13 protein-coding genes are annotated in these 14,756 nt (G+C 67.6%); 8 read left to right on the forward strand and 5 right to left on the reverse strand.

Going from position 1 to position 14,756, the window contains the following annotated elements; translation table 11 throughout:
• Positions 1-36: 36 nt before the first annotated feature.
• Both FA87_RS14380 and FA87_RS14385 read right to left on the reverse strand, forming a co-directional pair.
• Positions 37-459, reverse strand: coding sequence for a DNA polymerase III subunit chi (locus FA87_RS14380; protein ID WP_036110972.1), 423 nt, complete (start codon positions 457-459; stop codon positions 37-39).
• 10 nt (positions 460-469) lie between these two features.
• Positions 470-1,963, reverse strand: coding sequence for a leucyl aminopeptidase (locus FA87_RS14385; protein ID WP_036110969.1), 1,494 nt, complete (start codon positions 1,961-1,963; stop codon positions 470-472).
• 97 nt (positions 1,964-2,060) lie between these two features.
• Here FA87_RS14385 and lptF point away from each other — a divergent pair, with 97 nt between their 5' ends.
• Together lptF and lptG are read left to right on the forward strand one after the other, a co-directional pair.
• Positions 2,061-3,164, forward strand: coding sequence for an LPS export ABC transporter permease LptF (gene lptF, locus FA87_RS14390; protein WP_043695441.1), 1,104 nt, complete (start codon positions 2,061-2,063; stop codon positions 3,162-3,164).
• Positions 3,164-4,261, forward strand: a complete 1,098-nt coding sequence (lptG, locus tag FA87_RS14395) for an LPS export ABC transporter permease LptG (RefSeq protein WP_036110964.1) — start codon at positions 3,164-3,166, stop codon at positions 4,259-4,261. Before lptF ends, lptG begins: the two co-directional genes overlap by 1 nt.
• Positions 4,262-4,272: 11 nt before the next feature.
• On the opposite strand, the gene FA87_RS14400 is transcribed toward lptG, so the two are convergent.
• On the reverse strand, positions 4,273-7,776 hold the full coding sequence (locus tag FA87_RS14400) for an ATP-binding protein (RefSeq protein ID WP_036110960.1): 3,504 nt from the start codon (positions 7,774-7,776) through the stop codon (positions 4,273-4,275).
• Positions 7,777-7,891: 115 nt separating this feature from the next.
• Between FA87_RS14400 and FA87_RS14405 the strand changes: the two genes are divergently transcribed.
• From FA87_RS14405 to FA87_RS14425, 5 genes are all read left to right on the forward strand, one after another.
• A complete protein-coding gene (locus tag FA87_RS14405) occupies positions 7,892-9,346 on the forward strand; it encodes a GTPase (RefSeq protein ID WP_043695444.1) in 1,455 nt (484 codons plus the stop codon).
• A 104-nt stretch (positions 9,347-9,450) separates the two neighbouring features.
• Positions 9,451-10,077, forward strand: coding sequence for a YceI family protein (locus tag FA87_RS14410; RefSeq protein WP_043695447.1), 627 nt, complete (start codon positions 9,451-9,453; stop codon positions 10,075-10,077).
• Positions 10,061-10,645, forward strand: a complete 585-nt coding sequence (locus FA87_RS14415; protein WP_043695449.1) for a cytochrome b — start codon at positions 10,061-10,063, stop codon at positions 10,643-10,645. Before FA87_RS14410 ends, FA87_RS14415 begins: the two co-directional genes overlap by 17 nt.
• 5 nt (positions 10,646-10,650) lie before the next feature.
• Positions 10,651-11,202: a YceI family protein gene (locus FA87_RS14420; RefSeq protein ID WP_043698215.1), complete on the forward strand. Its 552-nt coding sequence runs from the start codon at positions 10,651-10,653 to the stop codon at positions 11,200-11,202.
• Positions 11,203-11,263: 61 nt separating this feature from the next.
• The gene (locus tag FA87_RS14425; RefSeq protein ID WP_239709176.1) at positions 11,264-12,553 is read left to right on the forward strand and encodes a GTP-binding protein; all 1,290 of its coding nucleotides are present in this window, start codon (positions 11,264-11,266) and stop codon (positions 12,551-12,553) included.
• A gap of 20 nt (positions 12,554-12,573) precedes the next feature.
• Here the strand turns inward: FA87_RS14425 and FA87_RS14430 are convergent, their stop codons facing one another.
• Positions 12,574-12,798 (reverse strand): glutaredoxin family protein, encoded by a 225-nt coding sequence (locus tag FA87_RS14430; protein ID WP_036110948.1) that lies wholly within the window; start codon positions 12,796-12,798, stop codon positions 12,574-12,576.
• Positions 12,799-12,871: 73 nt separating this feature from the next.
• On the opposite strand from FA87_RS14430, the gene FA87_RS14435 reads away from it, so the two are divergent.
• Positions 12,872-14,254 carry an L-serine ammonia-lyase gene (locus FA87_RS14435; RefSeq protein ID WP_043695454.1) on the forward strand — a complete coding sequence of 461 codons (1,383 nt, stop codon included), beginning with the start codon at positions 12,872-12,874 and terminating at the stop codon, positions 14,252-14,254.
• A 64-nt stretch (positions 14,255-14,318) separates the two neighbouring features.
• On the opposite strand, the gene FA87_RS14440 is transcribed toward FA87_RS14435, so the two are convergent.
• Positions 14,319-14,672 carry a hypothetical protein gene (locus FA87_RS14440; RefSeq protein ID WP_156108687.1) on the reverse strand — a complete coding sequence of 118 codons (354 nt, stop codon included), beginning with the start codon at positions 14,670-14,672 and terminating at the stop codon, positions 14,319-14,321.
• Positions 14,673-14,756: the final 84 nt, after the last annotated feature.

Consider the following 14,756-nt stretch of genomic DNA (forward strand, 5'->3'; position numbering starts at 1 on the left):
CGATAAAAAAACCCGCCATCCGGCGGGTTTCTTCTTTTACATGTCGTGTTTGTTCACTTCAAACCCGGCTTTCTTGTATTCCGACCACCGCGCCCGTGACCCCTCGCGCTCGGCGGGATCCGCCGCCACGACTTCCAGCACGCGGTCGAAGTGCCCCGGGGCGCAGACATCGCGCAGGTTGATCACCATCGGCCGGTCCGCGGCCTCGACGCCCGGCGGCACGATCAGAACCGCCGTGTTGGCGTCGTCGTCATCCCCCGCGAGCTGATGGGGGATGAAGGCATCCTCGTCGAAAGCCCAGAGGTATTCGTCGATCGCCTCGGCCTGTTCGAAGTCCCGCGTGAGGATCAGGGTCGGCTGCTGGGCGCCGAACGCGCGCTTGGCGAGTTCGCAGACCAGCAGCAGGGGATCCTCGCGGAAGCGCGGCTTGTCGATCAGGTAGAAGTCGGCGCGCGGCATCGTCGCGGGATCAGCCGGCCGACGCGACGCGGTCGAGCAGCCACTGGGTCAGCAGCGGCACGGGACGGCCGGTGGCCATGCCCTTGCGGCCTTCGTCCCACGCGGTGCCGGCGATGTCGAGGTGCGCCCAGCGACGGCCTTCGGTGAAGCGCGCCAGGAAGCAGCCCGCCGTGATCGCACCGGCGTACTTGCCGCCGATGTTCGCCACGTCGGCGAAGCCCGACTCGAGCTGGCTCTGGTAATCGTCCCAGAGCGGCAGGCGCCAGGCGCGGTCGAGGGTGGACTCACCCGCGGCGAGCAGCTCGGCCGAGAGCGACTCGTCCTTGGTCATCAGGCCGCTGGCATGCTTGCCCAGCGCGACGACGCAGGCGCCGGTGAGGGTGGCGGCATCGATCATGGTATGCGGGTCGAAGCGCTTGCCGGTGTAGGTCAACGCGTCGCAGAGGATCAGGCGACCCTCGGCATCCGTGTTGAGCACTTCGATGGTGATGCCGGCGAGGCTGGTCAGCACGTCGCCCGGGCGATAGCTGTCACCGTCCGGCATGTTTTCGACGGCCGGGACGACGCAGACGAGGTTGACCGCGAGCTTGAGCTTCACCGCGGCGACGAAGGCGCCGAGCACGCCGGCGGCGCCGCCCATGTCGAACTTCATTTCTTCCATGCCCGGACCCGGCTTGAGACTGATACCACCGGTGTCGAAGGTGATGCCCTTGCCGACGAAGGCATACGGCTTGTCGCCGTCCTTGCCGCCGTTCCACTGCAGGATGATCAGGCGCGGCTGATTGGCCGAGCCGCGGGCAACGGCCAGCAGCGAGCCGAAGCCTTCCCGTTCCATGTCGGCGCGGTCGAGGGCCTCGAAGGTGACGCCTTCATGAGCCTCGGCAAACGCCCTCGCCTGATCCGCGATGTAGACCGGGTTGCAGATGTTGGGCGGCAGGTTGGCCAGTTCCTTGGCGTAGCGAACGCCTTCGGCGATCGCGCGGGCTTCGGCCAGGCCGGTCTCGCCATCGGCCGGGCCGACCAGGTTCACCGTGCCGAGCTCCGGCAGCGCCTTGTCGCGCGGCTTGACGGTGGCGGTATAGCGGTAGGCGGCATGGTCGGTGGCCAGGGCGGCGACACGGACGCGCCAGGCGGCGTCGCGACCCGGCACGTCGATTTCGGGCAGCCAGCTGGTGGCCTCGGTGACCGGCAGGCGACCGACGGCGCGGGCGGCTTCCAGGGTGACGCGCTGGTAGCGGGCGGCGTCGAACGTCTTCTGGGCGCCCAGGCCCACCACCAGCACGCGGGCGGCGGCGACACCGGCCGGGTGCAGCAGCGTGACAAGGTTGCCGACCTTGCCGGTGATGTCGCCAGCCTCGACCAGGCGTTTGATGGCGCCCTGACCGGCGGTGTCGATCCGCGCCGCGGCGCTGGTCAGGACACCGTTCTCGTAGACACCGACGACCGCGACCGGGGTGGCGGTCGATTCGGGAGCGCTGGAACCGAGGCTGAACTGAACTGACATATCTGATGGTCCTGCAAAAGCCCGCCGGGGCCCGGACAGGCTAGACTTGTGGTTTGCCGGCCAGGACTGACGCGGCACGAACCGCCAATTCTACCAAATGCTCAGCATCCTCGACCGCTATTTCCTGCGCGAACTTGCCTACGGTGTCATTGCGACGGCCGTGGTCCTGCTCGTCATCTTCTCCGGCGGCGCCTTTGCCAACGTCCTGCAGAAGGTCGCCAACGGCAGCATCCAGCCCTCCGTCATGTTCGAGGTGCTCGGCCTGCAGATGGTGGACCTGCTCTCCACGCTGCTACCGATGTCCGCCTTCCTGGGCACCCTGATAGCCCTGGGTCGCATGTACCGCGAGAGCGAGATGCACGTCCTGGCCTCGTCCGGCATGGGTCCGCGCGGCATGCTGCGCCCGGTCACCCTGCTGGCGGTCGTCGCCACCATCGTGGTCGGCCTGGTCTCGCTCTGGCTGGGGCCGCTGTCGGCACGCACCGCCGACCAGGTCATCGCGGCGGCGAACAAGTCCGTGATCGCCGCCGGCCTCGACGCCGGTCGCTTCACCGAACTGCCCGGCAAGGGCGGCATCATCTTCGTCGACACCCTGAGCCGTGACGGCACGGTACTGGGCAAGACCTTCCTGGCTACCGACCGCACCGACAGCGACGGCAACCCGCAGGTCCGTGTGGTCAGCGCCAAGAGCGGTCGCATGTACCAGGAGAGCGACGGCCAGAACCGTTTCCTCGCCCTGTACGACGGCTGGCAGTTCGAGGTGCCGCTGGCGGCCGACAACTGGCGCCGCATGAAATACGAGCGTAACGACGCCTCGCTGTCGTCCATCGTCGACGACGACGAGGACACCGATCCCGCTCACGAATCCACCATGTCGCAGCTGATCAAGGCGGGCACGCCGGACGCCCTCGGCGAGATCGTCTCCCGCTTCGCCGCGCCGGTCAGCACCCTCGTCCTGATGATGATGGTGCTGCCGATGTCGAAGCAGGCCCCGCGCGACGCCCGCTACGGCCGCCTGCTGATCGCCGTGCTCACCTACTTCCTCTACGTCATCTGGCAGCTGATCGCCCGCGCCCAGATCATCAAGGGCCACCTGCACACCTCCGTTCCCGTGTGGATCCTGCACCTGGTCGTATTCGGTGTGGCCGCCTGGTACTTCTGGAAGCAGAACACGCCGCGTCGCGTGAAGGGAGCCGCGTAATGGCCACCCTCACCGTCAAGCGCGCCGACCGCCTGATCGCCATGAGCGTGCTCGGCACGCTGCTGCTGGTCTGGCTGGTGCTGGCCGGTTTCGATTCGCTGCTGCAGTTCGTGCGCCAGCTGGGCAACATCGGCAAGAACGGCTTCTCGCTGTACGACGCCATCGCCTACATCATGCTGACGCTGCCGCGCCGGCTCTATCAGATGTTCAGCAACGCCGCACTGATCGGCGGCCTGCTCGGCCTGGGCGGACTTGCCGCCACCGGTGAGCTGACCGCCCTGCGCGCGGCCGGCATGTCCAAGCTGCGTATCGCCGGATCGGCGGCGGGCGTCATCGCCGTGCTGACTCTCGCCGTCGTGGTGATGGGCGAAACCGCCGCCCCCTACGGCGACCAGCATGCGCAGGCCATCCAGGTACGCATGCGCTCGAGCAATCTCGGCTCGACCAGCAGCGGCCTGTGGGCGCGTGACGGCGGCAGGATCATCAACGCCAAGTCGGCCATCGCCGTGCAGGACGGTGACCGCACCACGGTGAAACTCGTCGACGTACGCGTCTACAGCTTCACGCCGGACGGGCAGCTGTCGGTCTTCTCGCATGGCGACAGCGCCACGCATGACGGCAACAAGTGGATCATGAGCAAGGTCCGCACGACGACGCTCGACGACCAGGGTACGCACTCGACCAACCAGGACACGCAGACCTGGGCCTCGCGCCTGAATCCGCATGTGCTGGAGCAGTCGGTGATCCACCCCGAGTACCTGTCCATGGCCGATCTGCGGCGCAACATCCGCTACCTCGACAACAACGGCCAGAACTCGGGCGTGTACGCCGTCGCGTTCTGGGGTCGCGCGCTGTTCGCCCTCAACACGCTGGTGCTGGTGTTGTGCGCCATGCCGTTCGCCTTCGGCTCGCTGCGTTCCGGTGGCCTCGGCAAGCGCCTCTTCATCGGCATCATCCTCGCGATCGGCTGGTACTTCCTGCAGGGTGCGATGGTCAACTTCGGCACCGTCTACGGCATGCCGCCGCTGCTGGCCAACCTGTTACCGACGACGCTGCTGGTCGCAGGCGCCCTCGCCTACTTCAGACGATTCGGCTAGCGCACCACACCTCAGGACGCCGCCGCGAGCGGCGTCCTGCACACACGCTCGAGCACGGCGTCCATCTCATCGCCACTCATGGGTTTGCGTAGGAGCGCATCCATGCCCGCCTCGCGTATCGCGCTGACCTCGTCCCCCGCCGAACGTGCCGTCACGGCGACGATCGGCAGGCTCGCCATCGCTTCGATGCGGCGGACCATCCGGGCGATCTGAAAGCCATCGACCAGCGGGAGGTCGAGATCGAGCAGAAGGACGTCGTAGCGGCCGGCCGACAATTCGCTCATCGCGGCGAGGCCATCGCTCACCGCGGCGACCAGATGGCCGCGCGCCCGGAGCAGGTTCGCGATCACTTCCGAAACCACGGGGTCGTCCTCGACGAGCAGCACGCGCCACCCGCCCGGCGTTCCGATCGACGAGGGCGCGGGCATGCAGGTGTGACCCGCGCAGGCGCACGGCTGCATCGGCAGGCTCACCGTGAAACGGGTGCCGCAGCCCGGTTCGCTCGCCACCTCGATCGATCCACCCATCAGCGCGACCAGCTCCTGGCAGATGGCGAGGCCGAGTCCCGATCCTTCCGCGCGCCGCGGGGAGGCACCCTGCTCGAACCGGGAATACAGCCGGGCGCGAAGTTCAGCCGACATGCCCGGCCCGGTGTCGGACACCGTCATGATGAGCGAGCCGGCGCATGCGGACAGCGCGACGGATACCCCACCCGCTTCCGTGAACTTCACCGCGTTGTTCACCAGATTCTGCAGTACCTGACGCAGGCGGACCGCGTCGCCGCGCAGCGTCGCGGGCACGGCGGCGTCCACACTGACGGTCAGTGCGAGTCCTTTCTCACGCGCTCTCGTCGCGGCGAGGGCCACCACCTCGTCCGCGACCGATCGCATGGACACGCAGTCCGACTCGAGCACCAGTCGCCGCGATTCGATGCGGGCGATGTCGAGCGCATCGTTGACCAGACGCAACAACGTGTCGCCCGAGCGCCGCACCGCATCGACATAGCCGCGCTGCGCGTCATCGAGCGGCGTACGCGCCAGCAGCTCGGCCATGCCGAGCACGCCGGTCATGGGAGTGCGTATTTCATGACCCAGGGTCGCCATGAATTCCGTCTTCGCCGCGCTCGCCTCCTCGGCCATGCGTCGCTGATGTTCGGCAAGCCGCATGCGCATCGCCTGACGCACACGCCTCCGGGTCCCGCGCAGCACCGCGACGACCGCGGCCGTCGCGAGCAGCGCGTATCCGACCCATGCCCACCAGCGCTGCCATGGCGGCGCTTCCATCACCACGACAAAGGCGGCGGGAAGCGCCGGGCTGAGCTCGTCGCGGCCGGCGCCCGTGATCGACATGGCATACCTGCCTGCCGGCAAACCCTCGAAAACGCGCTCCCCGTCGCTGGCCACCCGAACGGGCGAGGCGTCATCGTCGCGGCGAACCTCGAACCTGACGTGGTTGCGATCCGGGTGGACGAACGAGAGGACGCGCGCGGAGAGACGCGGCTCGCGATCGTCCCACGCCAGGTTCAGGGTGCCGTTTTCGATGGGCAGGACTTCACGTCGACCGTGACGCGACACCGTCGCGCCCAGTACGGTGATGGTCGGGCGGCGGACGTGATCGCGCTGCGCGTCGGGACGAAACCCGACGAGGCCGGCGAGCGTCCCGCCATACATGCTGCCGTCGTCGAGCAGCACCGTGGTGGCGTGAGTGAACTCCCCGCTTGCAAGGCCGTCGGCCATGCCGAACGAGCGGAAGCGGCCATGCTCGGGGTCGAAACGCCACACGCCTGTCTGACCGTACAACCAGAGCCGTCCGCCACGGTCACGACGCAGGTTGAGGATCTCGGTGGAGGGGAAGCCTTCGGCGCCACCGATGTGTCTGTCGCGTACGGCGCTCGCGCCCTGCCAGTGGAACCGCTCGAGCGCGTCGGGCCGGACCACCCAGAAGCCGTCGCCGTCAGGTTCGAACGCGTTGATCCTCCCGCGCGCGACGCCTTCGATGAAACGCATCTCTCCCGTCGCGCGGTCCTGCCTGGCCAGGCCGGCCAGGCTCGCCTGCCAGAGGTCGCCGTCGACCATTTCGATCTGGCGCGTATCGGCCCAGCCCCTCGGCGTCTCGGCGAAGCGAACGCGCGCTGCATGGCCGAGGTCGGCATCGACCCGGAACAGGCCGGCATCCAGTGCGGCGACGAACACGTCACCGCCCGGCCCGGAAGCCATGGTCGTGACCGGGCGATCGATCGTGCTGCGCAGAACGGGCTGGGCGGTTCGTCCGCGGCCGACGGTGAGACCGTCCACGGTACCGATCAGCAGCCGCTGCCCCGGCAGCGCGAGCAGCGACTGGATGCGCGGCGCACCGAGTTCAAATCCGGGCGATGTGTGCCCGGTCGCCGGATCGAACCCGCGGATCCACCCACGCAAGCCGCCCACCCACAGGCCTCCCCCTTCGCGCGCCGCGACCGCGGTCACCGTGCGGCCGGGGAAGGTGTGCGGGTCGGTGGCGACATGGGAAAAACGGGTGAAGTCGTCCCACGAGGGACCCAGATACGCCAGTCCGCCATCGCTCAGCGCGAACCAGAGGCCGTGCTCCCGATCCTCCAGCATGCCGCGCACGGTGCGGCCAGGGAGACCGCCTGCGGCGGTCCAGGAACCAGCCACGTCATGCATCCGGTCGAATCGGTCGAGCATCGAGAGACCCTGCGCCGATGCGATCCAGAGAATGCCGTGACTGTCGGCCAGCGTGCCGAACACTCTGCCTGCGGCGACACGGCGTTCGCGCACGGGACGCGCGTCGGCGGTCAGACGAAACAGGCCGCGATCGGTGGCGATCCGCAGTTCCGCCGGGCCGCCCCCGATACCCTGCACGCGCACCGGGCTGCCGTCCGTGAACGCGCGTGGCGACACCCTGCCGTCGCTGTCCGCCACGAACAGGCCGGTATCTGCGCCAATCCACAGGCGCCCGTCGTCGGCGACATGCAATGCGTTGACCGCGCCGCCCCGGAGGTCGCCCACTCGCTCCGGGGCGCTTCCGTCGGCGCGCATGCGATCGAGACCTTTCGCCGAACCGACCCAGATAGCGCCATCGGGCGTCTGCGCGATCGCGCGGACGTCGTCGCTGGTCAACCCGTCGCGCCACTGCACGAAGACGCCGGTGTCGGGATCGTAGCGGCCCAGACCCGTCTCGGCTCCGCCCATCCAGATCCTGTCGTCATGGTCGACGAAGAGCACCGACAAGCCGCCCGTCGGCATCGCGTGTTCCCGGCGAGGCCCGATGCGCGGGACGGTGAATTCCACGCCGTCGAACCGCGACAACCCGGCGGCGGTGGCCACCCAGATGAATCCGCGCGCATCCTGCACCACGGCCTGCACCTTGCTGCTGGGCAAGCCCTCGTGCAAGCCGTAACTGCGGAACTGGGGGGTGGGGATCGGCGCCGTCGTGAGGGCTGCCGATGTGGGGATGGCCACGCCCATGAGGATCGTGACCACGAGAATCCATCTCGCGAAGAGCGTGTGGTGCATACGCCGGGTTCCTGGTTCGAACCCGATCATGGCATGCGGCTGAAGCTTTCCGCACGACTTGACGTCCCGACGGACTGTAGGCATGAACCGCTGCGCTTGCCCGTAGAATGGCCGCATGTCACGCCGCCTGCGCCTCCTCATCGCCGCCATCGGCTTCGCCGCCCTCGCCTGGTTGCTGCTGGCGGCGATCGACCGCGGACTGGCGCTGGCCCAGCGTTTCATGGGTTTGCCGGAGGGCATGCGCTGGCTGCTGGGCATCGCCATCGCGATCCTCGCGGGCGGCGGCATCGCGGTCGGCTTCTGGTGGCTGCGTCCCCGCAGACCTCGTGGACCGGTGGTCGCACCGGACCGTGCATCGCTGGAAGCGCGCCTGCAGACGCTTCGTGAATCCGGCTCCGAGGTTGAGGAAATTCGCAGCGAACTCGGCGAACTCGACCGGCGTCGCGCCAGCGAGAAACTCTACGTCGCGGTCTTCGGCGAGATATCCACGGGCAAGTCGTCGCTCATCGCCGCGCTGATACCGGACGCGCGCCCGGACAGCGACGTGCGCGGCGGCACGACACGTGAGGTGACGCACTTCGAGGGGGCCATGCCTCGCGGTGGGGAATGGACGCTCGCGGACGTCCCCGGTTCGGCCGAAGCGGACGGCGACGCACGCGAACGCATGGCACGCGACGAGGCGTTGCGTGCGCACGCCGTCGTGTACGTCTGCGCCGGCGACCTCACGCGCACGCAGGGCGACGAACTGCGCTGGCTGGGCGACTTCGGCAAGCCGCTGGTGCTTGCGATCAACAAGGCGGACCAGTGGTCGCCGGAAGACCGTGAGCGCATCGTGCGGCAGGTGCGCAGCCAGACGACCGGAATTCCCGACGCCGTCGTCGCGATCAGTGCGGGGGGCGAGGAGCGTTTCACCCGCCGTCTCGCCGATGGCACGACCGAGGACGTCACACGCCGACGCAAGCCTGACGTCGATGCCCTCGTGGACGCCATCGCGCGGCTTGTCGCGCCGGGTGCGCAGGGCCTCGAGGCGCTTCGCGAAAACGCGGTGCTCGCACGTGTCCACGAACGTACCGGTGAGTACGAAAAAGCCCACCGAGCCGCGGAAGCCGATCGTATCGTCGCGCGCTACGCGCGACGCGCCATCGTCGGCGCGATGGCCGCCGTCGCACCCGGCACCGACCTCGTGATTCAGGGCGCTCTGGCGGCAAGCCTCGTGCGGGCCCTGGCGGACCTGTACGGCGTCAACGTCACCGACGTCGACGTCGACAATCTCCTGCGACAGGCCCGCATAACCTTGCGAACCGGCACATCGATCGTGCTTGCGGTGGCCGGAAACGCGCTCAAGGCGTTTCCGGGGCTGGGAACGCTGGGCGGTGGCGTGCTGCACGCCTTCGCCTATGCCCTGATCTTCGACAGCCTCGGCCGTGCGCTGGCCGCCACGCTTGCCGAACGCCATACCCTCGACCAGGCCGATGCGGGAGAGCGCATGCGTGAGTTGCTCGGCGACGCCAGCGGCTCGCGGCTCCGCCGGCTGGCCGAACTCACCGGCGACGCCTTGCGGGATCGTTAAGTGAACGATGCGTTCGCGACGGGCGGGCTGACAAGCGACGCCCGCTCGGCCACACTGCCTCGTATCGGCCGCGGCGCGGCCCTCGTCCGGAACCGGCTCCCCTCATGCGAAACGCCCGCGTCCTGCCAGCTGTCCTCTTCGCGATCGCGCCCCTGTATGCGCATGGCGCGACCACGGCTTACCGGATCGATCCGGTGCACAGCCAGGTCGTGTTCAACGTCGAGCACAACGGCTTCTCGCGATCCTTTGGCCGACTGAAAGTCACCGAGGGCACCGTGCGCTTCGATCCGGACGACTGGTCGAAGTCCTCGGTCGACGCGACCATCGATCTCGCCTCCGTCGACATGGGCGACGCCGAGTGGAACAAGGCGGTACGTGGTGCGTCACTGCTCGACAGCGACCGCGCGAAAACCGCGCATTACGTCAGTGACTCGGTCGAAAAGAAAACCGACGACGATGGCATCGTCCACGGCAAGCTCACCCTGCGTGGCAAGACGCTGCCCCTCGACCTTCCGTTCCGGGTGAACCGTATCGGCAAGACCATTTACGGCTTGCACACCGTGGCCGGCTTCTCGTCCACCGTGACGCTCGATCGCGCGGCGTACGGAATGACTTCGAACAAGAATTCCATCGGCAACGACGTCAGTGTATGGCTCGAGATCGAAGCCATCCGTGGCGGCGACGCCCAGACCCGCTCCGACAAGGAAACCCCCGATGCCCCTGCGCAGTGACACCTCCCGTTGGAGCACCGTCGCCAAGACCTTTCACTGGGTCATGGCGCTGCTGATCCTCGGCAACGGCGCGTTCGCTTTCTGGATGGACGGCCTGAAGCCGTCGCTGCAGAAGATCAATATGTTCGCCCTGCACAAGTCGATCGGACTCACCGTGCTGGCGTTGTTCCTGCTCCGCCTGATGTGGCGCGCGGTGGACCGTCGCCCACCCGATGAGCCGGCACCGCACTGGCAGCAGATCGCCGCGCATGCGGTACATGGCTTGCTCTACCTGCTCATCGTCGCCATCCCGCTGTCGGGCTGGGCGTTCAATTCGGCGCACGGTTTTCCGTTGCAGTATTTCAAGCAGTTCAACCTGCCGGCGCTGGTGGAAAAGAATCCCGGACTGTCCGACACGCTCGGCACCGTCCACGTCTGGTTGTTCTGGTTCCTGCTGGCCGTGCTCGTCGCCCATGTCGGCGGAGCGCTCAAGCACCATCTCATCGACCGCGACGACACACTCCGCCGCATGCTGCCGTTCGGCCGTGCAAAGCGGAACACCTCTACCCCTCCCGGAGAAACCCCATGAACCCGATGATCCGCCGCCTGTCCGCCCTCACCGTCGCGCTGGCCCTGCCGTTCGCCGCGTCCGCCGCGGATTACAAGGTCGGCCCCGGCAGCACGCTCGGTTTCAGCGGCAAGTTCCAGGGCCAGCAGTTCGACGGCACGTTCGGCAAGTTCGATGCGGCGATCAGCTACGACGCCGCGAATCTCGCCGCGTCGAAATTCGACGTGACCGTCGATACCGCCACGGCGAAGACAGGCGACAGCGACCGCGACAACGCGCTGCCGGGGTCCGATTTCCTGGACGTCAAGAAGTTCGCCACGGCGCACTACGTCACGACCGGCTTCAGCAAGGACGCCAAGGGCAACGTCATCGCCAACGGCAACCTGACGCTGCACGGCGTGACGAAGCCGGTCGCACTGAAGGTCGTGTTCTCGCCCAACGCCGGCGGCGCACGTCTTTCGGTCACCGGTACCCTGAAGCGCCTGGACTTCGGCGTGGGCAGCGGCGATTACAAGGACACCTCGACCATCGCCGACGAGGTACTGGTCAACGGTTCGCTCAACCTGCTGCCGAAGTAAGGCGACGGTGGGCGGCTTCCGCGACCGCTTGCGCGGTCTCTCCGACCGCTTCCGTCGCGGCGTGCCTCGCGCTGCCACGACGGACGAGCGCGGCGGCGCCGTCGCGGCCAGTCTGCGCGGACTGCTCGACGATCCGTCGATCCCATCAGGCGTGCGCGATGCGATGGCGGCGGACTTCCGCCGCATCGAAAGCATGCTGGATCGTCTGGAACGCGACGAACTGCATGTCGCCGTGTTCGGCCGCGTTTCCGCGGGAAAGTCGGCGCTGGGCAACGCACTGCTTGGCCGCGAGGCGTTTACCGTCGGCGTGCTGCACGGTACGACGACGGAAGCCGACGCGGCCCGCCTCGACGAAGCCGCCAATGCGGGACTCGTTCTCATCGACACGCCCGGCATCAACGAGCTGGGCGGCGAGGCGCGCGAGAAACTCGCCTTTGAAGTCGCCGAGGTCAGCGACCTCATCGTCTTCGTTGTCGACGGCGACCTCACACGGGACGAACGGGATGCCTTGCGCACGCTCGCGACCACCCGTCGTCCGCTGCTGGTCGCACTGAACAAGGTCGATCGCTACAGCGACGACGAGCGCGACGGCCTGCTGGAGAGACTGCGCCAGCACACCGCGACACTGGTCCGGCGCGAGGACGTGATCGCCGTGGCGGCCCAGCCGTCCTCCCGGTCGGTCGTCGAACTCGACGCCAGCGGCCACGAGCGACTGTCGTCCGAGCCGCGCCCGCCCGATGTCACGGCGTTGAAATCACGCTTGTTGGCCATCGCCGAACGGGAAGGCAAGACGCTCTCGGCGATCAACGCCGGGCTGTTCGCCGGGCGGCTCACCGACCAGATCAGCGAGCGCGTCGCCGCGACGCGTCGTGAGGTCGCGTCCGGGGTCATCCGCCAGTATTGCGTCGCCAAGGCGGTGGCCGTGGCCCTGAATCCGGTGCCGGTGGCCGACCTTCTGCTGGCGGGTGGCCTGGACGCGGCCATGGTCGTGCAGCTCGGCCGGGTCTACGGCCTGCCGCTGACCCGGAGCGAATCCGGAAAACTCGTCGCGACCATTTCGGTGCAGCTGGCCGCACTGATGGGGGCCGTCTGGGGCATGCAGCTGGTCGCCTCGGCACTCAAGGGCCTCAGCGGCGGCGTGTCCGTCGTGGTCACCGCCGCGGCGCAGGGCGCGCTCGGCTGGTACGCGACGGTACTGATCGGCCGGGCGGCTGAGCATTACCTCATCGCGGGGAAATCATGGGGTGAGCACGGGGCGAAGCGCGCCGTCGCGGATATCGTGGCCGGACTCGACCGCGATTCCATCCTGCGCGAGGCGCGCGAGGAAATTCTCAGGCGCCTGCACCGGTAGGAGCCAGCCCCGCTGGCGATTCAACCCGCGAAAGCCCTGACTCGCGCCACATCGAACGGCCAGTCCAGCTCCATCCCGTCGCCCCGGCGCAATACGGGCACACGCGTCCCATACCTGCTCTCCAGCGCCTCGTCCTCATCGATCCACACCGACGAAAAATCCGGTAACCGCGCCTGCGCCAACACCTCCAGCGCCTGATCGCAGAGGTGGCAGTCATCTCGCTGGAACAAGGTGAAGTCGGACATGCGCAGGTGTATGGGGCCAGGGGCGTCGCGGCGTAGAATAACCGGCTATCCCCATAGCCAACCTCCCCCAGCCATGGCAGTCAGCGTTTTCGACCTTTTCAAGATCGGCATCGGCCCGTCCTCCTCGCACACGGTGGGCCCCATGCGCGCCGGTGCGCGTTTCGCCGAACACTGGCTGGAGGAAAAGGGCGTACTGGAGCGCGTAGCGCGCGTGCGTTGCGAGCTGTTCGGCTCGCTGGCCATGACCGGACGCGGTCACGGCACCGATAAGGCGGTATTGCTCGGTTTCGAGGGCGAGTGGCCCGATCGCGTCGATCCGGACACCATCCCGGCGACCCTCGAGCGCATCCGCGGAACCCGGCGCATCCGGATCCTCGGTCGCCATGAGATTCCCTTCGACGAAAAGGTCGATCTGGTCTTCAACAAGCGCCAGAAACTGCCGTTCCACACCAACGGCATGCGCTTCTCGGCCTACGATGCGGACGGCAACGAACTGGCCACACGCGACTACTACTCGGTCGGTGGCGGTTTCGTGGTCAATCCGGACGAAGCCGCGGAAGACCGCATCGTCGCCGACACCAGTGAGCAACCGTTCGCCTATTCCACCGGCGACCAGCTGCTCTCGCTGTGCAAGGAGCACAACCTCACGATCGCCCAGTTGGTCATGCGCAACGAGGGCATCTGGCGTCCCGAGGCGGAGACCCGCGCGGGCCTGCTGACCATCTGGAAGGCCATGCAGGACTGCGTCTCCCGCGGCCTGCGTTCGCCCGGTGTGCTTCCGGGCGGTCTGAAGGTCAATCGCCGCGCCCCCGCCATGGCCGCCGAGCTCCGCGCGCAGCCGGAAGCCGCGCTGCGCGATCCGCTCACCATCCTCGACTGGGTCAACCTGTACGCACTGGCGGTCAACGAAGAAAATGCGGCCGGCGGCAGCGTGGTGACGGCGCCGACGAATGGCGCCGCGGGCATCGTCCCGGCGGTGCTGCATTACTACCGCCACTTCTGCCCCAACGCATCGGAAGACGGCGTCATCCAGTTCCTGCTCACCGCAGGCGCCATCGGCATCCTCTATAAGGAAAACGCGTCGATTTCCGGCGCCGAAGTGGGCTGCCAGGGCGAAGTGGGCGTGGCCTGTTCCATGGCGGCAGGCGGCCTGACGGCCGCGCTGGGCGGCAGCGTGACCCAGGTCGAGAATGCCGCGGAGATCGGCATGGAGCACAACCTCGGCCTGACCTGCGACCCGATCGGCGGCCTCGTCCAGATCCCCTGCATCGAGCGCAACGCCATGGGCGCGGTGAAGGCGATCAACGCCAGCCGTATGGCGCTCAAGAGCGACGGCAAGCATCACGTTTCGCTGGACAAGGTGATCGCGACCATGCGCGACACGGGACGCGACATGAAGGACAAATACAAGGAAACATCGCGCGGCGGTCTGGCCGTCAACGTCATCGAATGCTGATCGGCCCCCGTAGGAGCGCGCCCCGCGCGCGAAAAGCCAACGAAGCGATAATGCGGAAAGGCCCCTAGCGAACCGGACAATCCCGCGGCAGCCGGTCGACCGTTTCGACTCTCACCGGCTCGTCTTCGCCCCACCAGTTGGCGACGGCGGTGTAGCAAATTCTCAATTTTCCGCGGCGCGTATCGAAGCGCTGTTTGCTCGTGTACGCAAAGCACGACACCGACGCCAGATGACCCAGTTCGCGCATGGTCATGGCGCAGCGCCGCACGGACTCCACCGGGTCTTCACCGGGGTACAGCGTGAAGTAAAAACCCTTGGCGGTGCGGTCGTAGGACTCGGAATCGATCAGCCGGCCTTTGTCGGTCCACGCCTCATCGGCTGCGGCAATGCCACATACCGTCAAGGCAAAGAACAACATGCCGCTGGCGACCACCTTCGAACGCATCCGAACCCCTTTAGCCCTACCGCGTCGGCCAGTGTATATCGATGCGGCGCCCCGTGT

Source organism: Luteibacter sp. 9133, from assembly GCF_000800155.1.
GTDB classification, from domain to species: Bacteria; Pseudomonadota; Gammaproteobacteria; order Xanthomonadales; family Rhodanobacteraceae; genus Luteibacter; species Luteibacter mycovicinus.

Coding starts and splice junctions, on each gene's coding strand:
- FA87_RS14440 (WP_156108687.1), bottom strand. CDS start 14,672: ATGTTGTTCTTTGCCTTGACGGTATGTGGCATTGCCGCAGCCGATGAG.
- FA87_RS14420 (WP_043698215.1), top strand. CDS start 10,651: ATGATCCGCCGCCTGTCCGCCCTCACCGTCGCGCTGGCCCTGCCGTTC.
- lptF (WP_043695441.1), top strand. CDS start 2,061: ATGCTCAGCATCCTCGACCGCTATTTCCTGCGCGAACTTGCCTACGGT.
- FA87_RS14400 (WP_036110960.1), bottom strand. CDS start 7,776: ATGCACCACACGCTCTTCGCGAGATGGATTCTCGTGGTCACGATCCTC.
- FA87_RS14430 (WP_036110948.1), bottom strand. CDS start 12,798: ATGTCCGACTTCACCTTGTTCCAGCGAGATGACTGCCACCTCTGCGAT.
- FA87_RS14385 (WP_036110969.1), bottom strand. CDS start 1,963: ATGTCAGTTCAGTTCAGCCTCGGTTCCAGCGCTCCCGAATCGACCGCC.
- FA87_RS14410 (WP_043695447.1), top strand. CDS start 9,451: ATGCGAAACGCCCGCGTCCTGCCAGCTGTCCTCTTCGCGATCGCGCCC.
- FA87_RS14415 (WP_043695449.1), top strand. CDS start 10,061: ATGCCCCTGCGCAGTGACACCTCCCGTTGGAGCACCGTCGCCAAGACC.
- FA87_RS14435 (WP_043695454.1), top strand. CDS start 12,872: ATGGCAGTCAGCGTTTTCGACCTTTTCAAGATCGGCATCGGCCCGTCC.
- FA87_RS14380 (WP_036110972.1), bottom strand. CDS start 459: ATGCCGCGCGCCGACTTCTACCTGATCGACAAGCCGCGCTTCCGCGAG.
- FA87_RS14405 (WP_043695444.1), top strand. CDS start 7,892: ATGTCACGCCGCCTGCGCCTCCTCATCGCCGCCATCGGCTTCGCCGCC.
- lptG (WP_036110964.1), top strand. CDS start 3,164: ATGGCCACCCTCACCGTCAAGCGCGCCGACCGCCTGATCGCCATGAGC.